This is a genomic window from Anaerotignum propionicum DSM 1682 (assembly GCF_001561955.1).
Lineage (GTDB): Bacteria > Bacillota > Clostridia > Lachnospirales > Anaerotignaceae > Chakrabartyella > Chakrabartyella propionicum.
The window spans coordinates 1854597-1875752 of record NZ_CP014223.1 but is presented as its reverse complement, the minus strand read 5'-3'; the positions used below and the strand labels follow the sequence as shown (position 1 = coordinate 1875752).

At 36.1% G+C, this 21156-nt stretch carries 18 protein-coding genes; 17 read left to right on the top strand and 1 reads right to left on the bottom strand.

Annotation, left to right across the window (positions count from 1 at the left end):
* Nucleotides 1-7: 7 nt before the first annotated feature.
* Nucleotides 8-1639: a hydroxylamine reductase gene (gene hcp, locus CPRO_RS08715; RefSeq protein ID WP_066050502.1), complete on the top strand. Its 1632-nt coding sequence runs from the start codon at nucleotides 8-10 to the stop codon at nucleotides 1637-1639.
* Nucleotides 1640-1923: 284 nt separating this feature from the next.
* Here the strand turns inward: hcp and CPRO_RS08710 are convergent, their stop codons facing one another.
* Nucleotides 1924-2574, bottom strand: coding sequence for a Crp/Fnr family transcriptional regulator (locus CPRO_RS08710; protein ID WP_066050499.1), 651 nt, complete (start codon nucleotides 2572-2574; stop codon nucleotides 1924-1926).
* Between the two features lie 147 nt (nucleotides 2575-2721).
* Between CPRO_RS08710 and CPRO_RS08705 the strand changes: the two genes are divergently transcribed.
* The 16 genes from CPRO_RS08705 to CPRO_RS08630 all read left to right on the top strand — a co-directional run bounded on the left by CPRO_RS08705 (nucleotide 2722) and on the right by CPRO_RS08630 (nucleotide 21155).
* Nucleotides 2722-3738, top strand: a complete 1017-nt coding sequence (locus tag CPRO_RS08705) for an ABC transporter substrate-binding protein (RefSeq protein WP_066050496.1) — start codon at nucleotides 2722-2724, stop codon at nucleotides 3736-3738.
* A 151-nt stretch (nucleotides 3739-3889) separates the two neighbouring features.
* A complete protein-coding gene (locus CPRO_RS08700) occupies nucleotides 3890-4474 on the top strand; it encodes an ABC transporter permease (RefSeq protein WP_236782332.1) in 585 nt (194 codons plus the stop codon).
* A complete protein-coding gene (locus CPRO_RS08695) occupies nucleotides 4468-5154 on the top strand; it encodes an ABC transporter ATP-binding protein (protein WP_066050491.1) in 687 nt (228 codons plus the stop codon). The genes CPRO_RS08700 and CPRO_RS08695 overlap by 7 nt, the downstream gene beginning before the upstream one ends.
* Before the next feature lie 11 nt (nucleotides 5155-5165).
* Nucleotides 5166-5498 carry a cupin domain-containing protein gene (locus tag CPRO_RS08690; RefSeq protein ID WP_066050487.1) on the top strand — a complete coding sequence of 111 codons (333 nt, stop codon included), beginning with the start codon at nucleotides 5166-5168 and terminating at the stop codon, nucleotides 5496-5498.
* A gap of 12 nt (nucleotides 5499-5510) precedes the next feature.
* Nucleotides 5511-5843, top strand: a complete 333-nt coding sequence (locus tag CPRO_RS08685) for a cupin domain-containing protein (protein WP_066050484.1) — start codon at nucleotides 5511-5513, stop codon at nucleotides 5841-5843.
* Nucleotides 5844-5904: 61 nt separating this feature from the next.
* Entirely contained in the window at nucleotides 5905-9807 is a 3903-nt protein-coding gene (locus CPRO_RS08680) for an acyl-CoA dehydratase activase (RefSeq protein WP_066050479.1), read from the top strand.
* 18 nt (nucleotides 9808-9825) lie between these two features.
* Entirely contained in the window at nucleotides 9826-10293 is a 468-nt protein-coding gene (locus tag CPRO_RS08675; RefSeq protein WP_072743685.1) for a permease, read from the top strand.
* Nucleotides 10293-10841: a permease gene (locus CPRO_RS08670; RefSeq protein ID WP_066050473.1), complete on the top strand. Its 549-nt coding sequence runs from the start codon at nucleotides 10293-10295 to the stop codon at nucleotides 10839-10841. Before CPRO_RS08675 ends, CPRO_RS08670 begins: the two co-directional genes overlap by 1 nt.
* Nucleotides 10842-11732: 891 nt before the next feature.
* Nucleotides 11733-12332: an RNA polymerase sigma factor gene (locus CPRO_RS15320; protein ID WP_159430687.1), complete on the top strand. Its 600-nt coding sequence runs from the start codon at nucleotides 11733-11735 to the stop codon at nucleotides 12330-12332.
* A 689-nt stretch (nucleotides 12333-13021) separates the two neighbouring features.
* Nucleotides 13022-13273 (top strand): DUF6870 family protein, encoded by a 252-nt coding sequence (locus CPRO_RS08660; protein ID WP_066050466.1) that lies wholly within the window; start codon nucleotides 13022-13024, stop codon nucleotides 13271-13273.
* A gap of 197 nt (nucleotides 13274-13470) precedes the next feature.
* On the top strand, nucleotides 13471-15132 hold the full coding sequence (locus CPRO_RS08655) for a recombinase family protein (RefSeq protein WP_066050464.1): 1662 nt from the start codon (nucleotides 13471-13473) through the stop codon (nucleotides 15130-15132).
* A gap of 2 nt (nucleotides 15133-15134) precedes the next feature.
* Entirely contained in the window at nucleotides 15135-16811 is a 1677-nt protein-coding gene (locus tag CPRO_RS08650; RefSeq protein ID WP_066050462.1) for a recombinase family protein, read from the top strand.
* Nucleotides 16811-18349 carry a recombinase family protein gene (locus CPRO_RS08645; RefSeq protein ID WP_066050459.1) on the top strand — a complete coding sequence of 513 codons (1539 nt, stop codon included), beginning with the start codon at nucleotides 16811-16813 and terminating at the stop codon, nucleotides 18347-18349. Before CPRO_RS08650 ends, CPRO_RS08645 begins: the two co-directional genes overlap by 1 nt.
* A complete protein-coding gene (locus tag CPRO_RS08640; protein WP_066050456.1) occupies nucleotides 18334-18957 on the top strand; it encodes a recombinase zinc ribbon domain-containing protein in 624 nt (207 codons plus the stop codon). Before CPRO_RS08645 ends, CPRO_RS08640 begins: the two co-directional genes overlap by 16 nt.
* On the top strand, nucleotides 18944-20596 hold the full coding sequence (locus tag CPRO_RS08635) for a recombinase family protein (protein ID WP_330383822.1): 1653 nt from the start codon (nucleotides 18944-18946) through the stop codon (nucleotides 20594-20596). The genes CPRO_RS08640 and CPRO_RS08635 overlap by 14 nt, the downstream gene beginning before the upstream one ends.
* A gap of 307 nt (nucleotides 20597-20903) precedes the next feature.
* Nucleotides 20904-21155 (top strand): single-stranded DNA-binding protein, encoded by a 252-nt coding sequence (locus CPRO_RS08630; protein WP_096348681.1) that lies wholly within the window; start codon nucleotides 20904-20906, stop codon nucleotides 21153-21155.
* Nucleotide 21156 lies beyond the last annotated feature (1 nt).

Genomic DNA, 21156 nt, shown 5'->3' with positions numbered 1-21156 from the left:
AACAATTATGAGTATGTTTTGTTACCAATGTCAAGAAACTGCAAAAGGTACGGGTTGTGAGATAAGAGGTGTATGTGGCAAAAATGAGGAAGTTGCAAAATTGCAAGACTTATTGATTTATGTTACAAAAGGAATTTCTGAGGTAGTTGTGAAGGGCAAGCTGGATGTCAAATCTATAAGTGAAGTAAATCATGAAGTTTTAAAAAGTCTTTTTATTACCATTACAAATGCTAATTTTGATGGTGATGCAATCGAAGTTCAAATTAATAAGATGATTGGACTTAGAAATGAGTTGAAAAAACAGGTACATGGTGTTACCTTCAGTGATGCGGCGGCATTTGAAGTGAGTGACAGAGCATCTATGTTGGAAAAGGCATCAAAAGTAGGTGTACTTTCAACTGAAAATGAAGATGTTCGTTCTCTTAGAGAAATGATTATTTACGGTTTAAAAGGTATGGCAGCATATGCCCATCACGCTCTTAATATTGGCAAAGAAGATATTGATATCAATGCATTTATTTATGAAGCACTTGACGCTACCCTCAATGATTCGCTGTCGGCAGATGATCTTGTGGCTTTAACATTAAAGACAGGCGAGTTTGGTGTTAAGGTCATGGCACTGTTAGATGAAGCAAATACTTCTAAATATGGAAATCCTGAAATCACCAGTGTTAATATTGGTGTTAGAAATAACCCTGGCATACTAATTTCAGGTCATGACCTTACTGATTTAGAGCAACTTATGGAACAAACAAAAGACACGGGCGTTGATGTTTATACTCATGGTGAAATGCTTCCAGCACATTACTATCCTTTCTTCAAAAAGTATGACAATTTCGCTGGAAATTACGGCGGTTCCTGGTGGCAGCAAGTTACCGAATTTGAACCCTTTAATGGACCGATTCTGTTTACAACAAACTGTATTGTACCTCCAAGAAGTGAGGAAATCAGAAAAAGAATCTTTACTTCTGGTGCATCGGGTTATCCTGAATGTCCTCACATCACAGCTGATGAAAATGGTAAAAAGGATTTTTCTGAAATCATTGCTATGGCAAAGCAGTGTAAGCCTCCTGTAGAAATTGAATCAGGTAGTATTGTTGGCGGCTTTGCACATAATCAAGTTTTTGCTCTTGCAGACAAAGTGGTGGATGCAGTAAAATCCGGAGCAATTAAAAAGTTCTTTGTTATGGCAGGCTGTGATGGCAGAATGAAATCCCGTGAGTATTACACTGAGTTTGCGAAAAAACTCCCTAAGGATACAGTTATTCTCACTGCGGGATGTGCAAAGTTCCGTTATAATAAACTTGAGCTAGGAGATATTGGTGGTATTCCAAGAGTTCTTGATGCTGGGCAATGTAATGACTCTTATTCTCTTGTAGTAATCGCACTGAAGCTAAAAGAAATATTTGAACTTGAGGATGTTAACGACCTGCCGATTGCATATAATATTGCTTGGTATGAGCAAAAAGCCGTAATTGTATTACTTGCATTGCTTTATTTAGGTGTTAAAAATATTCACCTTGGTCCTTCGTTGCCGGGATTTTTATCTCCTAACGTTGCAAAGGTTCTTGTTGAGAAGTTTGGCATCGCAGGTATTGGACAAGTTGAAGATGATATTAAGTTGTTTATGGGCGAATAATTTGTAATGAAGTTTTAAATTAAAGGCAAAGATTCTGATTAACATTGGAATCTTTGCTTTTTATATTTGCATTATAATTTTTCACTAGCCATATCCAAGAACGTTTTAGACGACACAAAAATGGAAATATTCAAAAAATTGATAGATCAATGAGTAGCTATAATGCATCGTAGACGGCTTGTTACAATTGACCTTTTGTAAAATTATTTGGGTGCCCAACATATTCTTTGGAAGTAATGAGAATTGGATTATAAATTATGATAAATTTACTTAAACAAGACTTCTTATAAAATTGTTAAATTATTCTTGTGAAAATCAATTAATCCTTCATTTTTTCTGCATAATTCTCGGGATAAAGCACTTCGTTCTACGCCTAAATAGTTTGCTAGCTCTTGTCGATTAAAGGCCAAAGTAATGGTGTTTTTGGATGAATTCAAACTATAAAGATAAACAATTATTTTATCTCGGATATGTTTTTGTGTTAATATACGAAGTTTTTGGTTTTGAAAAATATTATTTTTTGCAGTTTCTTGGAGAAGATTTGCTGTAACTCTAGAAGCATGTGGGCAACAAACTGCACGAGGAAGAAAAAGGTTTGAAAACTTTAGAAATAAAATCGTACTTTCCTTTTGTGCTACAACTTGAATGGCTGAACATTCGGATGATACGCAAGCATATGCTTCTCCAAAAAGACTGCCTTTTATAATTTTTCGCACACTATATTCATTCCCACAGGAATTTTGCATGAGGACACGAATCTCTCCATCTAGTAAAATTCCTGCAAAATTTATTTTATCAAAATAGTCATAGATAATTTGATTTTTATCAAATTTTTTTGTATGCCCGTCAAGGCATTGAATAATATTTACAATAGCATCTTCATCTGAGGATGCGAATAAAGGCATTTGTTTTAGAATGGATAAATATTGTTTCATATTTTCCTCCTTTTTGTTGCTATAGCAACCGAATTTTCAGAATAAAAATGCTAATATATTCTTGAGTTAATTAAAACTAACTTGATTTTGGGAAGTGTTAGTTGATTCTAACTAAAAATATTATATTATGGAAAGGACAAAAAATCAATGAAAAAACTAATATCTTTATTACTTGCGGGCTGTATGTGCATTGGGTTGGCTGGTTGCCAAAAAGCAGATGTAAATTCAGAAAATCCAGATACTCAGTCTACTGCTAGTACTTCTGCGACTGAACCAGTAACAATTACAGTTGGCGTGCCCACTGCACCACCAGCCTTACCTATTTTGCATATGATAGAAACAAAGGCATTGGGGGAGAATGTTGAAATTAAGCTAGATGTTTGGGATGAGCCAGAAACTCTAATTGGTATGGTGCAAGATGGCGAGCATGATATGTTTGCGTTTCCTCTTACTGTTGTTTCCAAGCTATACAACAAAGGGCTCGATGTGCGTTTGATGAATGTAAATACTTGGGGCGTTACTTATTTTATGACATCCGATCCGGATTTTGATTCATGGGATGATTTAAAAGGAAAAACCGTATATATTCCTCTTCAGTCTTCTCCTCCAGATGCGTTAACACAATATTTTCTGGCAGAAGCAGGCTTGGAAGTTGGAAAAGATGTTGAAATAATTTATGCAACAACGCCTGAAGTAGCTACCTTGCTTGCATCTGGTGAGGCTGTTTATGGAACATTGATTGAGCCGCAGGTAACAAAGGCCTTAATGGGAAATGAAAATTTGCGAATTGCTTTTAGCTTTGAAGATGAATGGCAAAGGGTTACTGGAACAGACACAAAAATACCTAATGCAGGATTTGGAACAACGCAAAAATTTATCGACGAAAATCCAGAGTTAGTTGCTGATTTCCAAAACGCATATGAAGAATCTGTTACTTGGGCAAACGAGCATCCAGAAGAAATTGCTGCGTTAGCTGAAAAGTATTTAGGCTTGAAAGCAGCTGTGATACAAAAATCCTTACCAAATATGGGCTTGGAATTTAAGTCGGCACAGGATGCGCAGACGGAGCTGGAAATGTTGTATCAGCTGTTGTATGATTTTAATCCAAGTATGATTGGCGGAAAAATAGCAGATGCGAGATTATATTATGTGGATGAAAAATAATTCAAAGAGAATTCATAAGATGCTGTCATTTTTCATTGTCTTTGCAGTTTGGAAGGTGTTTACATTATTCTTCCCCCCTTTTGTTGTACCAACAATCAGTAGTGTTTTTACTAGCCTGTTACATATTTTTTCTGGGTTAGAGTTTTACCAAATGATTGGAATTACGGTAATCAGGCTGACAATAGGGCTTACTGCAGGCATAGGAGTAGGATTAATATTAGGAATTATAATGGGATATAATTCTCATATGAAAGGGATTTTATCACCAATCATAGGGCTTTTTCAAACAATACCACCTGTTTCTTGGGTGGTATTGGCACTTGTTTGGTTTGGTTTTAACGGAAGGCCTGCAATTTTTATTGTGATAACGTCGACCTTTCCGATTATTGCAATTAATATTTGTGAAGGCATCTCCAATATTGAAAAAAATTTATTACAAATGGCACAGCTTTATCGCTTTTCTCAGAAAAAACGTTTCATGCATGTGGTTTTGCCTTCTATTATGCCATATTTTCATTCGGCATTTCAGGTGGCATTGGGAAGCGGATGGAAGATTGCTGTTATGGGAGAGGTGTTAACAACAAGTGATGGCATAGGGGGAATGATTAAATTAGCAAGACTTAATATTGAGCCGGAAAATATTATTGCCTGGTCCATTGTTATTGTTATGTTATTTTATCTTTCGGATTTTTTTTGTAGGAAATTATTTTTGAATAAGGGGAATTTAGAATGCTAATAGTAAAGGATATAAGCCAAAATTTTGGGGAGCTGCCTGTATTAAAAAACATTAGCTTTCAAGTGGAGGATAATGAAATCGTTGCAGTGCTAGGACCATCAGGATGTGGGAAATCCACCTTGCTCAATATTATTGCCGGACTTCAAAAACCGAAGGCTGGTTTCGTTGCGGGAGCGGACCATGCAATTTCATTTGTATTTCAGGATGATAGACTTTTGCCATGGAGAACGGTCTGGCAAAATATCAGTCTGGTAAATGATCAGGAAAACAAAGAAGAAATAAGAAACCTGATTCATGATGTTGGGCTGGAAAATTTTGAACAATACAAGCCGTGCCAGCTTTCTGGAGGAATGAAAAAGAGGTGTGGAATTGCAAGGGCATTTTACTATAAAAGTGAAATTCTTTTGATGGACGAACCATTTCAGGGTTTGGATTATTGTTTACGACACGAGATGCTCAATATGCTCTTACGCGTATGGAATGCCCGTAAACAGGCAGTGTTGTTTATAACGCACGAAATTGATGAGGCTATCATTGTGGCAAATCGCATTCTTGTGTTATCAGGAAGACCAAGTAAGCTTGTAAAGCAATTTATTTTACCGCCGCAAGGAGAAAGAAATGCAAAAAGCAATCAACTAAATGAAATACGGCAAGAAATTATATCAATTATAATGGAGTAAAGGAGAATGTTATGGCAACGCTAAGAAATTTACCGACTGACAACCCGGAATGCTTCTCTGAAATGATAACACCAAAAAAAAATCAAGTTGTTAGTATGCTTTTATCTTCCAGTGAACATATTTATGTTACGTTATTCACGTTTGCAGACAAAGAAACGGTCAGCGAGGAAGAATATTTTGGGGATACTTTGTACTATGTGTTAGAGGGAGAAACATTAATTAAGCAGGGAGAAAAAATGAGTCATTTAAAAACAGGCGATGTTTTTTCGGTACCTGCACATACCCTTCATGCGATTGGTGGAAAAGGATCATTTAAAGTATTGCAAATTACTGTTAACGAATAAAGGAGAGAAATTATGTCAGAGTTAATTAAAAATGTAGCACATTCTACGCCGTTTGAGCTTGTAAATTTAATTGAATATGAAAAAGGAAAAGTGGCCAGCCTTACATTTGCGCAAAAACCTGGAGTTGGTATTACGCTGTTTGCCTTTGATGAGGGCGAGGGGGTGAATACTCATGCGGCGCCGGGAGATGCAATGGCTGTTATTTTAGATGGAGAAGCAGAAATAATCATTGACGGAAAGGCATTTACTGCAAAGGCCGGGGAGGGGATTGTTATGTCAGCAGGCATCCCCCATGCTGTAAAATCAATTACACGCTTTAAAATGCTTTTAACGGTTGTGAAATAAGAATATTATAAGCGAAAAAGAGCGGAGGGCGTGGCTTCTGCTTTTTTTATGAGGTGATGAGATGAATTATTTTATGGGTCTTGATATGGGTAGCGCATCAATAAAGGCAGTTATATTAAATGAAAAGAAAGAAATTTTATATAAAAATAAATTTTTACATTTTGGCAAGCCTTGCGAAGCTGCCAAGAAAATTATTTCGGAAATTGCTTTGGAATATAAAAATAAAAGGGTTCAAATTTTACTGACTGGAGCAAATGCTAAGCTTATTGTAGATGAAACTTGGATTGCCCGAGATATTCCCTCGATTGAAAAAGGCTTATCGGCGCTATGCCCAAGTGCAAAATCAGCCATTGAAATTGGTTCACAAAATGCAAGATTTTTAACACGATTGGGAGAGGATACGCCGCCTATGTTTTCTGTCAATGAAAATTGTGCCGGAGGCACAGGCTCATTTTTTGAGGATCAGATGTATCGGTTAGGCTTAAAAACAGAGGATTATTCTAAAATAGCAGCAAAGGCTGTTGCTGTTCCTAGATTATCTGGCAGATGTTCTGTTTTTGCAAAGACGGATATTATCCACAGACAACAGGAAGGGGTTTCTACTCCAGATATTTTGCTTGGGCTTTGTTATGCTACCATTAGAAATTTGAAATCAACGATTATAAAAAATCTTCCTGTGGAAAAACCTGTTGCTTTATGTGGTGGAATTATTCACAATAGCGGCGTAATAAAAGCGGTGAAAGAAATTTTTGAATTAACAGAGGAAGAATTAATTGTATTGGAGGAGTGTGAGTACATTCAGGCCATAGGTGCAGCAAGCATGGCAAAAGAGAAGATTGGTTCCTTTACTTTGCAAGATTGTGACGAAAGAATAGATCATTATTTGCAAACACAAGTTTCAGATAGTAATATTTTGCGATTGCCATCTTTAGTCCTTTCGAAGGATACTGTTATTCAAGAACCTGTGTGCGTTCCTGTGAAAGAAAGCGTTTGTTGCAGTATGGGAATTGACGTGGGTTCTACCAGTACCAATATTGTTTTGATAAATCAAGACGGAGAAATAGTGGATTTTCAATATTTAAGAACAAAGGGAGATCCCCAAGGCGCTGTTAAAGAGGGGTTTCAATCTATAAAAGAAAGATTTGGTAATATTCTTATTATTAAGAGCGTTGGCGTGACTGGTTCGGGCAGGTATCTTGTTGGGAAAATGATAGGCGCGGACTTTATTAAAGATGAAATTACTGCGCAAGGAAAAGCTGCTGTCTGCGTTTGTCCAGAGGTAGATACAGTTTTTGAAATTGGCGGTCAGGATTCCAAATATATTCAGCTCGAAAATGGTTATATTAAGGATTTTCAGATGAACAAGATTTGTGCCGCTGGCACAGGCTCTTTTATTGAGGAGCAAGCGAATCGATTAGAAGTAAGGCTGGATGATTATGGGGAAATAGCTTTGTCTGCAAAACACCCTGTAGATTTGGGAGAACGGTGTACGGTTTTTATTGATAGTAATATTGCCGCATGTCTTTCTAATGGTATAGGAAAAGCAGATATTTTAGCAGGCTTGTGTCACTCTGTAATTCATAATTATTTGTTTAAGGTGGTTGGAAATAAGCCTGTTGGAAATCACATTGTTTTGCAAGGTGGTGTGTGTTATAACCCTGCGATTGTTGCTGCGTTCCAAGGTGCCTATGGTGCAAAAGTAATGGTTTCGCCATATTTTTCAGTGAGCGGTGCTTATGGTGTGGCAGTGCTTGCAGCAGAAGAAATTGGAGAAAAACAAACGATATTCAAAGGCTTTGATTTATCACATTTTGCTGAGAATGAAGATTTTTCTGAAAATATTAATATAAAATTGAATACAAATTTTTATGATAAAGCAAAGGAATACTTATTGGAAGGATATAAAAGAGAGCTTTTTTCAAATAAAATAACAATTGGGATTCCTTATGTATTGGTTGTACACAAATTATTTCCAATGGTTCGGGCTTTTTTTGAGGCGTTGGGATACAACGTTTTACTATCACCAGAAACCGATGAACAGATTATCGCATTATCGCAAAAATATGCGCAAGCAGAAACCTGTTACCCAGTGAAATTGATCTATGGACATATGGCCTGGTTGGCAGAAAGGAAGGTAGATTATATTTTCTTGCCAAGCATAATAACCATGAAACATGAATGCTCCAAAGTGTATCATAATTATGGTTGTATGTATATGCAATCTGCGCCAAAGCTGATTTTCGAAAATATGGAGCTAGGTAAACAGGGAATAGTATTATTAAATCCAATGTTTTCCCTTGATTTTGGCAAGAAAGCAATGGCGGATGCAATGGTTGATGTGGGAGTTTCTTTAGGAAAAGTAAAGCCTATTTGTGCAGCCGCACTGATGCGAGGTGCGATGGCTGTCAGAAAGCATACAGAGCAAGTGGAAAAATTGGGCGAAGAATTATTGGATAGTTTAAATCCTGATGAAAAGGTTCTTGTCATTGTGACACGAACCTATGGAATAGATGACCCTGTGTTAAATATGGGTATACCTGAGGAATTGTTGAAAAGAGGATATAAAGTCATTACCCTTTCTCATCTTCCGGCACATAGCATGGATATTTCCAAAGAGTATGGAAATTTGTATTGGCCTTTTGGTCAACATATTCTTTCGGGTGCAAAACTCATTGCAAATCATCCGAACTTGTATGGGGTATATCTTACCAATCATGGCTGCGGACCAGATACTATGCTTTCCCATTTATTCCATAAAGAAATGGGAGAAAAGCCTTATTTAAATATTGAAGTGGATGAACATTTTTCTAAAGTTGGTGTTATAACAAGGATAGAGGCTTTTTTAAACAGTTTAAATGCACAGCCAAAAGTTTATGTAAATCATAGAAAAGAGTTTTTCTCTGATTTACCCCAAAAAAAGGTGGAAATATTACATAAGGCGCAAAAAGATCAAAAACTATACTTACCATATTTGTACCCATATAGTCAGATTATTTCCAACAGATTAAACAAAAATGGATATAGTACAGAAGTTTTGCCGCAGACCAATGCACAGAGCCTTGCATTGGGAAGAAGCAAGACACGCTCAAAAGAATACTTATCCTTTACTGCTTTAGTGGGAGATGTATTGACAGCAGTACAGCAAATGAAGGAGCTAATACAAATTTTTATTCCACAAACAGAGGGTAGCGAGTCGGACGGAATTTATACAAGGGTTATTTACGATTTTCTTCCGAAAAATGATAAAATAAAATTGGTGACAGCAACCTTGGAAACTCTTCCTTTTGAAAGTGAGTTTTTTGAAGAATTTTTTATGGCAATTTTAGCAGGTGATGCAATTTTGTCCGCCCCAATTTCGCAGCGAAAAGAATTAATGGAACAGGTACTTTCTTACGACAAACTTACCATTGAACATCTGGCTGCGTTGGCGAAAAATATTTTACTATGTAAACAAAAGAAAATTTCTGTAATAGGGGAGCCGTATATTTTGTATAATTCTTTTTTGAATGAAAAATTATTAGAAGTTATGGAGGAGGAGGGAGAAAGAATACAATGGATGCCGTTAAGTGAATATTTATGCTATTTATGGAAAAAACGTGCTGAGACAAAGTCTCAAAAAGAAATTGTGAAAAGCTGTGAAGAACAAATGAGCATGGTTTCTAAACTACTTTGTGAGAATAGTTCTTTTTCTGAAAGCTTGGATATGTTATTTTGTGAAGCTGAAAAAAAGTTTCCGAAACTGACAGGAGCAAATGCTTCTTATCGATTTAGTAAGCATGCGTGTACAAAAAATTGTCAAGCGGTGGTTGATATTTCTTCTTTGTATGAAAATGCCCAAACGATTATAAATTTGATGCAAGGAAAATGTGAAGTACCAATTCTTTCTTTAAGTTTTGAGGGTAGCAATGATATTAGGGCAAAAGAGCGGCTTCAGTCTTTCCTATATTATATGAACAAACAATGAGGTGATTTGTTGTTAACGATGGTGTTTTACGGCATTGCAGGAACCTTGTTGTTAATTTCTGCAAGTAAAGACAAGAAGAAAACAAAAATGGCATTAAAAAAAGCATGGAAGTCACTTCAGAATATGCTTCCTCAGCTTTTAGCAATTTTATTGTTGATTGGTATTATACTTGCAATTTTAGATAAAGAAGTAATTGCAGAGTTTTTAGGTGCATCTTCAGGAGGAATAGGGTTGTGTATTGCTGCAATTATAGGGTCCATAACTTTGATTCCTGGCTTTGCAGCGTTTCCTCTTGCAGCTTCGCTTTTGGAAAACGGAGCGGGTTATGGTCAAATTGCAATGTTTATATCAACTTTAATGATGGTAGGGGTGGCAACGCTACCCCTCGAAATTACATGCTTTGGTAAAAAAACAGCTATTAAAAGAAATATTTTTGCATTTGTTTTTTCCATCATTGCTGCGCTTATAGTAGGAGGAATACTTTAATGAAAAAAAGTACTACTAATCTTTTAAAAAGCTACGAATATGTGCTTATTCTTATTATTATCATTGCCTTGATGTGTATCATTCAACCTTCAGAAGGGTATGCAGCTATGGTAATAACCAAGAAAAATCTTTTGGAAATGGTATATGTCATACCACCCGTTTTTATTCTATTAGGGTTGCTCGATGTATGGGTTCCAAAAGAAACAATGATGAAATATATGGGTAAGAATTCCCGAGTGAAAGGTATTGTTCTTGCTTTTATGCTAGGTTCTTGTGCGGCAGGGCCTTTGTATGTATCTTTTCCTATTGCGGTTACGTTACTTAAAAAGAGAGCATCCTTTTTTAATGTATTTGTTTTTATTGGAGCTTGGTCGACCACAAAAGTCCCAATGTTTTTATTCGAAACGAGTAGTATGGGGTGGAAATTTTCTATTTTACGATTAATTTTGAGTGTGATTGGAATTTTAATTATTGCAAAAGCCTTGGATATTACTACAGATAATATTGATAAAGAAAAAATTTTTAATTATGTAGAAAGTGAGGTATAAAAGCAGTGTAAAATTCAATGGAGAGACAATTTTTTAAAATGAACAGTTTTAATAATTTTTTACTAGATGTTGGTACTATAACCAAATAGAATAAATAAAATACAGTAAAGGAAATATGATTCAATAGAACAAGAAGGATTTCAATATGGCATATCATAGTAATTTTTTGGCTTAGTATGATGAATTTATATCAATAGGATGTTATACATGTCAAACAATTGTTATGAGCTTGGTCTTAAAGTAAAAATCATATGATTTGATCTAGAAGAAGAAACGCATGATTGCAATCGTGCTTTTTCCTTTTGAGATATCAATTCTAATTGCATTTTTATCCATAGGCAATGGCTCCAATTGCTCATTGCCGATTCAATTTGCTTGGTGACACGAACGCCCTGAAATATCAGTGGTTCAGCTCGCTGAAATGAACGCTGCAACAAGAAGGATGGCTGACGGTTTCTATTATAGACGTAATCAGTCCAAAAGAGGTGTCGTCAGACTCAATACCTTATTGTAGCTTTGACAAGAGATGGAAGGAAACCCGGAGTGTTATGTTTGGATCCGAATATATAGTAGCAAAATGGGTGTTTTAGGCTACTGAATAGTAAGGGATTATCTGAAATGATATAATATATTCTATTCATGATCGACAGTGTACTGATATTGTTTGAGTTGGGTTTGTTTTGTATTATTGTAAAAGATTTAAAAACTGAGGCTGGCAAAGGATATTTTCTGTAAGAAAATTATAAAAAGAAAGAGGTAGTGCTGGCGCTTGAACGAAGCTCCTGACACTGCCTTTTTCTATGCCATTATAGGCTGCAATTGAGGAATTATGACAGCCATCTTAAGATGACAGCCAAGGGCAAGAATAGCTCCTCTTACGGAGATATTTTTATGCCATTCAGCTACACTTTATCAAATGATGTATTAATAAAAATAGATAATTTAAAATTAAACAGTGTTATATCTTTTTATCATAAAGATATAGCATTTTTTTCTGTTTTCAGATTTAAAAGAATAGTCCCTCGTTGTCGTTCCCCTCCATTTTTGAATTTGTCCCTAATAAATTCAAATAATGGAGGAAAAGATATGTCATTTTATGTAACGATAACAAACTCTCAGGGGAAAGAAATCAGGGTTAAGGTTTCAGTTGAAATATTTGAACTTTTTGAAGAAGAACGAAAAGAGATTGCGCGTTTACGCAAAGAGAAAGAAAGACATTCATCTGATGAAGATGTGGAAAGTGATATTGCTGGATATTTACATAGCCTTCGCACAACATCCTTGGAAGAAAGAGCTATGCAAAGGCAAGAATTGAAATCCGCTGTTGATGTGATTAAAAGCTGCACACCTGTTCAGCAAAGAAGATTTTATCTCAATCGTATTTTAGGATATTCCTTTACTGAAATTGCAAGAAAAGAGCGTTGTTCCGAGGGCGCTGTTCGTCTTTCGATAAATAAAGTTTTAAAAAAATTAAAAATAATTAAAAAATAGCCTACGTTTTTGCCTTACTTCTGTCCTATATAGTAGAGGGGTAAATTTACTAAGGTTTGTTCTCTCGTTGCAGCTTGAAAATTGAATATCGGTATAGAAGTTTTTGCTTTACTTGTGTGAGCACCGAAGTAAGACCGTCAAGACTCCCTGCAAGGCGTTTGGCTTTGTAAACAAGATAACATCAAAGGGTATGAGCGATCAGTCTATGGACTTCAAAAAACAGTGGTTCTGTGTAATATGCCAAGATCTCAAGTAAAGTAAGACATCAATCCGTGTCCAACGGTAAAAGGGATATTCTGCGAATATGGTGGACAGCTTAGTCACCTGTCATAACACCTATCGGCGGAATAATGCAGCCTGCATCATCATTTGTGGTGAATAAACCTGTAAGCTAACTTCTATACTCCCGTATTGGGGGCGAGCAGTAGGATAATCCTTCAGTACTTTTGCTTTGCAAAAGCCACCTTCTGTGGTCTGACTTCTTTCAGATACCCATTATCCGAAAATACGATACAGATTAATAAAAAACGTACTACTAAAGGCAGATGATGTTATTTTAGAATAAACACAAATTTTATGCCTTTGTATATCAAATGAGATGCAAGACTTGTCCCCACAGGGTAATAACTTCTTGTGGGGCATGGTGTTGTATTTGATTAAGAAAAGAAAAAGATTTGGAGGTTATAAATATGAATGGTATTGATTTTGAAGCAATGAAAAAAGTAAATGTGAGAACTGTTGACCGTTCCACACTCAAAGATATTAACGATGTTGTTGTGGATACATCACTTCCCAAAGAAGAACGACTGCGCAGCTTTATTGAGCAGATAGGTAACCCGTATTGCTACAAATGCGGTGATTTGGTAGTAAAGGTATCCTTTGCCGAAAATACATCGGCAACTTTAGAGGATAGATTGGAGCATTATCTTGCAACGATGTAAATTATTTTTGAGCACAATGGAAAGATATTGACTTTAGCGCTTTAAAGTGATATCTTTAAAAGCAAATAAGCAGACCTTTGAAAATCCATTGTGAATGTTTTTGGGGAATTACATTTACTCAGTACATTTTCTTTTTGAAAATGTCGATTGCGATGCAATCGTTCCGATCTTTTCGGGTACATAATGGAGGTTTCAAAATGGAAGAATTAAATACAGATACAAAATATCGTGCAAGTATCTATCTTCGTCTTTCGAAAGAAGATGGGGATAAATCAGAAAGCGACAGTATCGGCAATCAAAGAGATTTGATTCATCATTTTCTAAAGGACAAGCCGGACATCGAGGTTGTTTCAGAACGCGTTGATGACGGTTATAGTGGTGTCAACTTTGACAGACCGGCTGTTAAGAAAATGATTGCTGATGCAGAGAATGGTGTTATCAACTGCATTGTGGTAAAGGATTTATCACGCTTTGGTCGTAACTTTGTGGAAGTGGGAAAATACATAGATCAAGTGTTTCCTGCTTTGGGTATCAGAGTAATATCTATCAATGAAAACTTTGATAGTATCAACGGCCGAAGCCAAAGTGATAATATTTTACTGCCTTTTCTCAGTTTGATAAATGATGCTTACTTGCGTGATATTTCGATAAAGGTTCGGAGCCAGTTGGAAATCAAACGCAAAAAGGGCGATTTCATTGGCTCTTTTGCTGTTTATGGGTATTTAAAGCACCCTGAAGATAGACATAAACTTGTAATAGATGATTATGCCGCTGATATTGTCCGTGATATTTTCAAATGGAAAATGGAGGGACAAAGTCAGCAGAGAATAGCCGACAAGCTGAACGAACTGGATATTCTGTCCCCTATGGAATATAAAAAATTTTGTGGGATGGAGTATCAAACAAGTTTCCAAACCAATGCAAAAGCAAAATGGTCGGCTGTGGCTATTGGGCGTATATTGAAAAACGAATTTTATGTAGGGACATTGGTACAAGGGAAACGCACTACCCCGAATCACAAGGTGAAAAAGACGGTAACAAAACCAAGTGATGAATGGATAAGGATTGAAAATAATCACGAAGCTATTATCACAAAAGAAAATTTTGTCATTGTGAATGAACTCTTAATCAGTGATACAAGGGTTGCTCCGAATAAAACAGAGGTTTATACCTTTTCGGGACTTCTCTACTGTGCAGATTGTGGCAATCAGCTTGTTCGCAGTAGTGTGTGCAAGAATGGGAAAACCTATTTTTACTATATGTGTGGCAAAAATAGGACTACCAAGAAATGCACAAGCCATCGTATCAGTGATGGAGCTATTACGGAAGGTGTGGTAGTTGCGTTAAGACAACACATAGCAAACATTGTGGAGATGGAACGTATACTGAAATACATTGATACGCTCCCATATAAGAGTACTAATGTAAAGAAACTGAATGTTCAAATTATTAGCAAGGAAGATGAGGTAAAACGATATGAGCATTTAAAAACAGCACTTTTTGAAAATCTTTCTGACAGTATCCTGGATAAAAATGAGTATCTTCGTTTGAAGTTTGTTTATGATGAAAAGCAACAATCCGCAGAATTGGCAATTACAAATTTAAAGCAAGAAATTGATAAGCTGGTGCTAAATCGTACCCAGGAAACCTTATGGATAGAGAAATTCAAGCTCTACCAAAATATTGACACCATTGACCGAAAAATAGCGGTCAACCTCATTGATAAAATAACGGTTTATGACGATAAAAGGCTTGAGATCAGCTTTAAATATCAGTACAACTTTGACCTTGCTCTTTCTTTGATTCAAAGTATGGAAAAAGAAATATCGCCCCGAAACAAAGTGAAGGAGGCGGTATAATAATGGCAAGAGTAAGCAGAAAAAACAAGGCTCAGGCGATTCTAGAACCAATAGAACACGTTTATAACACAGCAATTTATATCCGTCTTTCTATAGAGGATAGTGGCACAAACAGGAGTGAAACCATTGAAACACAACAATATATGGTGGAGCAGTTTGTTAATGCTCAACAGGATATGAAACTGTATTCCGTCTACAAAGATAACGGTTTCACAGGTACAAACTTTCAAAGACCTGCTTTTGAGCAGATGATGGACGATGTGAGAGATCGAAAGATAGATTGTATCGTAGTGAAGGACTTATCCCGTTTTGGTAGAAACTACATTGAAACCGGTTATTATCTTGAAAAGATTTTTCCGTTTTTAAATGTACGTTTTGTTGCCATCACCGATCATTATGATACTCTGAAAAATAGTAGCAGTGATGATATGGTTGCTTCCCTTAAAAATATCGTCAATAGCTTGGTGGCAAAGGATATATCTCATAAGTCGGCTACTGTTCTTCATCAAAAACAGCAAAAGGGGGAATATATCGGTGCCTTTGCTCCCTATGGTTATATGAAAAATACGGATCAGAAAAACCATTTAATAATCGACCCTGTAACAGCACCTATTGTAAAGGAAATTTTCAAGTGGAAAACTGAAGGCATTGGTTATATTTTAATTGCAAGAAAACTAAATGAAATGGGTATTCCCTCTCCATCGGTGTATAATTACCAAAACTCTAGATACAAGGCAAAGAAAATTCCAACGGGAAAAGCTACGATGTGGCAGGGACAAATGGTAAAGCAAATTATAAATAACTTTACTTATACAGGAAATGTGACGCAGGGGAAAACCGTGGAATCCCTTTGCAACGGGTTACCCCTTACTAAGAAAGATAAAAAACAGTATGTGGTGGTTTATGGTACACATGAGCCTATTATTGATGAGGCGACTTTTCATAACTTAGAAAAGATGTCTGAAAGCATAGCAAAGCAAAATAATTATAGTAGGAAATACCCATTTAAGGAAAATATCTTTAAAGGGAAAATATTCTGTGCTGATTGTGGGCAAAAAATGATACGTTACAAAGGGGTCTCTAAAATCGGAACAGTAAGATACACATTTCTTTGTAATCAATATGAACATAACTTGAAATTATCTAAATGTAGTAAAAAATGTTTGGGCGAGCCGGAGCTCACCGATGCAATTCTTTCAAGTTTGAGAGCACAAGTAGAGTTGACTTTTTCATTGGAAAATAAACTTGAAAAGTTAAGAAGTACAAAAGAATACAAAGCTAAACAGAAAAAGATTAAAACCGATTTAAAAAATACGGAAAAGTTGATTTCTAAGAACTTGATGTTATGTTCTGCCCTGTTTGAAAATTACAACGACGGCATCATAGACCTAGTAGAGTACAACCGCTTGAAGTCTGACTATCTAAAACAAGCTGAGGAACTGGAAGAAGCCAAAAATAGCTTGCTAAAAGCACAGGCATTAGATGAAAAAATATTATCCCCTCAAAATGAGTGGATCAAGGCTTTTAGGAGACAAAAAGATACTACAGTATTAAGTGGTGAGTTTATTGAATTGATGATTGACAAAATTATTGTCAGTGGATATAACGATGTAGAAATCATATGGAAATTTTCTGATGAATTGGCTTTTCTCACCGAGTTTGTGGGAGGTGCTACATAATGAAAACCATAGCGATATATCTACGAATATCCAACGAAGATATAAATGAGGGAGAAAGTAACAGCATTTCCAATCAAAGAGATTTACTTAGAAATTACATCTCCACAAAAAAAGACCTACAAGGATTTGAGGTTTTGGAATTTATTGATGATGGATACAGCGGAGCAACTTTTGATCGTCCAGCACTGAATAAACTACTTAAGCTGACTGGTAAAACCATTGATGTTGTAATGGTCAAAGACTTTTCCAGATTTGGCAGAAACCTTATCGAAGTGGGTAACTACATTGACCAAGTATTTCCCTTTTTAGGAGTACGGTTTATTGCAGTCAATGAAGATTACGATAGCAATAATTACAAAGGTAGTACTGCAAGCGTTGATGTTGGTTTAAAGGCTTTGATTTATGAAATGTATAGCCGAGATATTTCCCAGAAAATACGAGCAGTGCAGAAATCTAAGTTTCAAAAAGGAGAATATCTTTGCACTTTGCCGTTGTATGGTTATATGCGGTCTTCAAATGTAAAAAATAAGCTGATACAAAATCCAGAGACAGCACCTGTTGTAAAACGAATATTCGAGCTTGCTTGTGAGGGGAAAACAGCAACGCAAATAGCTGTGCTTTTTAATACCGAAGGTGTGCCTTCTCCTTATATGTATCATAAAGAAAAAGGCACAGATAGGTTGCGAGGTTGGAAATTAAGCAGAGAAAACACTATTTGGACGAATGCTACTGTTCATCGCTACCTTAGTGATGAGCGTTACACAGGCAAACAAATAAGCCACAAACGAACTAAAATTGATATTAACACAAAGAAAACAATACAAGTTCCAAGAAGTGAGTGGATAATCTGTGAAGATGCTCATGAAGCAATTGTTTCAAGAGAAGTTTGGGAGCAAGCGCAGCTGGTTATGAAATCATATAGGCCTAAGCCATATGCAATCGCAGACTATAACCTGTTTAAAGGATTATTAAAATGTGAGCATTGTGGGCGAACGCTTACTTTTTTCAAAAACATAAAAGAACCTTGTTTTCGTTGCGCAACAAGAAGGTTTGTTACTTTTTGTGAGTGTAAAGATGTTCGTATCAATGAGCAACAGTTAAAAGATTTTGTGCTGTCTGAAATTCAAAGAAAAATTAGATTGTTTGTTTTTCAGGATATGAATAAAGGCAAAATTCAAAACAATAGTTATAAAGTTGAAATCGAACATATTGAAAGGCAGATAAAACAGCTTGATTGTAAAAAGACTTCACTCTTTGAGAGTTTGGCAGATGGCAAATTGTCAAAAGAAGATTTCAAAGAAAAAACGGCGGAGTTATCTCACAAGAAATCAGATTTTGAACATGAGAAAACTGCCTTACTGCAAAAACTAAATGCAACTTTTGTAGTTGAGGATAATGCAGCAAAACATTTAGGCAAATATGTAGGAGTGCAGGTACTTACCCAACAGCTTGTTGCTGAGTTAATTCAAAGAATAAATGTCTTTCCTGATAATAGCCTTGAAATTGTTTGGAACTTTATAGATTGTATAAAAGATTAGATTATTTTTTTATGTATGTCTTGACACAAGCTAACAAGATTTACTGTGGAGAATGTGGAGAGCCGTATCGAAAGTATACGGAACATTCCGGTAAGGCTTGCGAAAAGAACAGGTGGAAATGCAAAAAATATATATTTAAGAACCGAGTACTATGCAGAAATCTCTTCTATACCGATGAGGAATTAAAAAAGGTTTTTATAAGTACAGCAAATAAGCTTATTAAAAATCAACGATTACTAGATAAACCTTATAAAAAAGAACCTCCTAAAATCAGTAAAGAACTGCTTGAGATAGAAAATCAAATAACTCGGTTTGAAGAAGATGAGGAATTTTCATCACAAGAGTTGGCGGATTTAATCTTTAAAAGAGCAGAACTTACTTACAGCACTTCTAAGATAGACAGCTACGAAATACAGACACAGAAGATAAAAGAAATATTAGACGGTCAAGACCCGTTGACAGAATTTGATGAAGAATTATTCAAAGGTATGATAGATAAAATCATCATCTATCAAGACGGTAAAGTGGAAACAGAATTTATAAACGGACTGAAAATCAGTGAGATTTTAGAATACAAGCGAAAGGATGAGAAAAATGACTGCAGCTAAAAAGACAGTGGCAATCATACCGCCGCAAATGAAATATGACAGACAATTAAGAGTAGAGCAGAAAACACTGCGTGTAGCCGCCTACTGCCGAGTAAGCACCTTGCTGGAACAGCAGGAAGGGAGTTATGAAGCACAGGTTGATTATTACACCAATAAGATAAACAGCAACCCGAATTGGAAATGTGCCGGGATATTTGCTGATGATGGAAAATCAGCCACACAGACAAGTAAACGTGATGACTTTAACACCATGATTGATGCTTGTATAGAGGGGAAAATAGACTTGGTGCTTACCAAATCGATCAGCAGATTTGCGAGAAACACGGTTGATGCCTTGCAAAACATCAGAAAGCTAAAAGAGAAAAATGTCCCCGTCATATTCGAAAAAGAGGGCATTAATACAATGGAAAGCGGTGGAGAACTGCTAATCACCATACTTAGCAGTCAGGCACAGGAGGAAAGCAGAAACATCAGTGAAAACACAAGATGGGGTTTGACGAGAAAATTTGAAAATGGAATCATTTCTGTGAATCACAAAAAGTTTTTAGGATACACAAAAGATGGAAACGGCAACCTTGTGGTGGTACCCGAAGAAGCAGTAATCGTAAAAAGAATTTATAGGGAGTATCTTGAGGGCAGCAGTATTGTTCAGATATGCAAAGGATTAGAAAAAGACGGTATTAAGACCGTCACAGGACTTGACCAATGGCATCCGGGAACAATCGACAAAATGCTTTCAAATGAAAAATTCTGCGGCGATGCACGTATGCAAAAGACCTATACAGTAGATTTTCTCACCAAGAAAAGGGTGAAAAATGATGGATATGTCAGACAGTACTATATAGAGGATAACCATGAGGCGATTGTTCCAAAGGAGTTATTCCACCAAGTACAGGCAGAAAAAGCAAGACGTGCAAGTTTAAATAAAGCGGCTGTTACAAGAAAAAAGAACAGGGAATTAAAAGAGAAAAGCAAATATAGTTCTAAATACATACTTACTGATCTGATGGTATGTGCAGAATGTGGTCATGCCTACCGCAGGCAGATATGGTCCAAGTACGGTGACAAATCGGCAGTATGGAGATGCGAGGATAGGCTGAAACAAGGTAAAAAATCAAGATGCCAGAACTCACCAACCCTAAAGGAAGAGCAGCTCCATGATGCAATTATGAAAGCAATAAATAATGTAGTAGAAAATACAGGTGATTTTATAGGTACCTTCAGAGAAAACGTAATAAGAGTTATAGGTAACTACAGTACCCAAGGTGTTACAACCGAATATGACGAACAGATAGAAAAACTGCAACAGCAGATGCTTACACTCATAGAAAATAACGCAAAACAAGGTGCTGTCAGCGAAGAATTTGATGAAGAATATAAAAAACTATCAGAACAGATTAATGAACTCAAAACAGCAAAAATAAAGATGGTACAAGCGCAGAAAAATGCAGAAAACTATGTTCAAAGAGTTGAGGAATTAGACAAGACGATGGGTAATGTTAACCCACAAGTAAGAGAGTTTGACCAAGACCTTGTGAAAAGACTGATTTCCTCCATAAGGGTACATAAGGGCATGAAACTGGAAATACAGTTTCACTCGGGAATAGTGGTCAAACAAGATGTTGACTACTATGAATAGGGTTAAAATATGAAGCTAGAGATACAATTCCACTCGGGAATTGTGGTAAAACAAGAAGTGGACTACTATGAATAGGCATTAAAACAGGAGTAGGGTGTCTTCCCTGCTCCTGTTGAATTTAAACTGATAAGAATAAAATCCTTAAAGTTTTGAGGACTTTATTGTTGGTGGTTTTGTTATTTTCATTCTATATATTCTGTAAAATTGTGTCTAATGTGACGTTTTATTGTTGTAAAACATTTGGAAAAGATATACAATTATAGCAACAATGATGTTTATATCATTATCTCGATTAGGAGGTATCATTTTGTCAACAGTAAATGAATTATTAGATATGGCAAAAAGAGAATTAACTAACATTAAATCTGGTGAAATATTCTTAGTTCGTGATCTTTTCAAAGGATACGAGTGGAATAGAATATCACGAAGTAACAGACTCCTCCTTGGCACCTTATTTCTCAACTATATCAAAAGTAATGATATAAGCGTTGTCGCGATTGAAAAGACTTCATCTGGGCAGCAGAGATATAAGAGTAATAATGGGTTGAAGGAGGATTAAT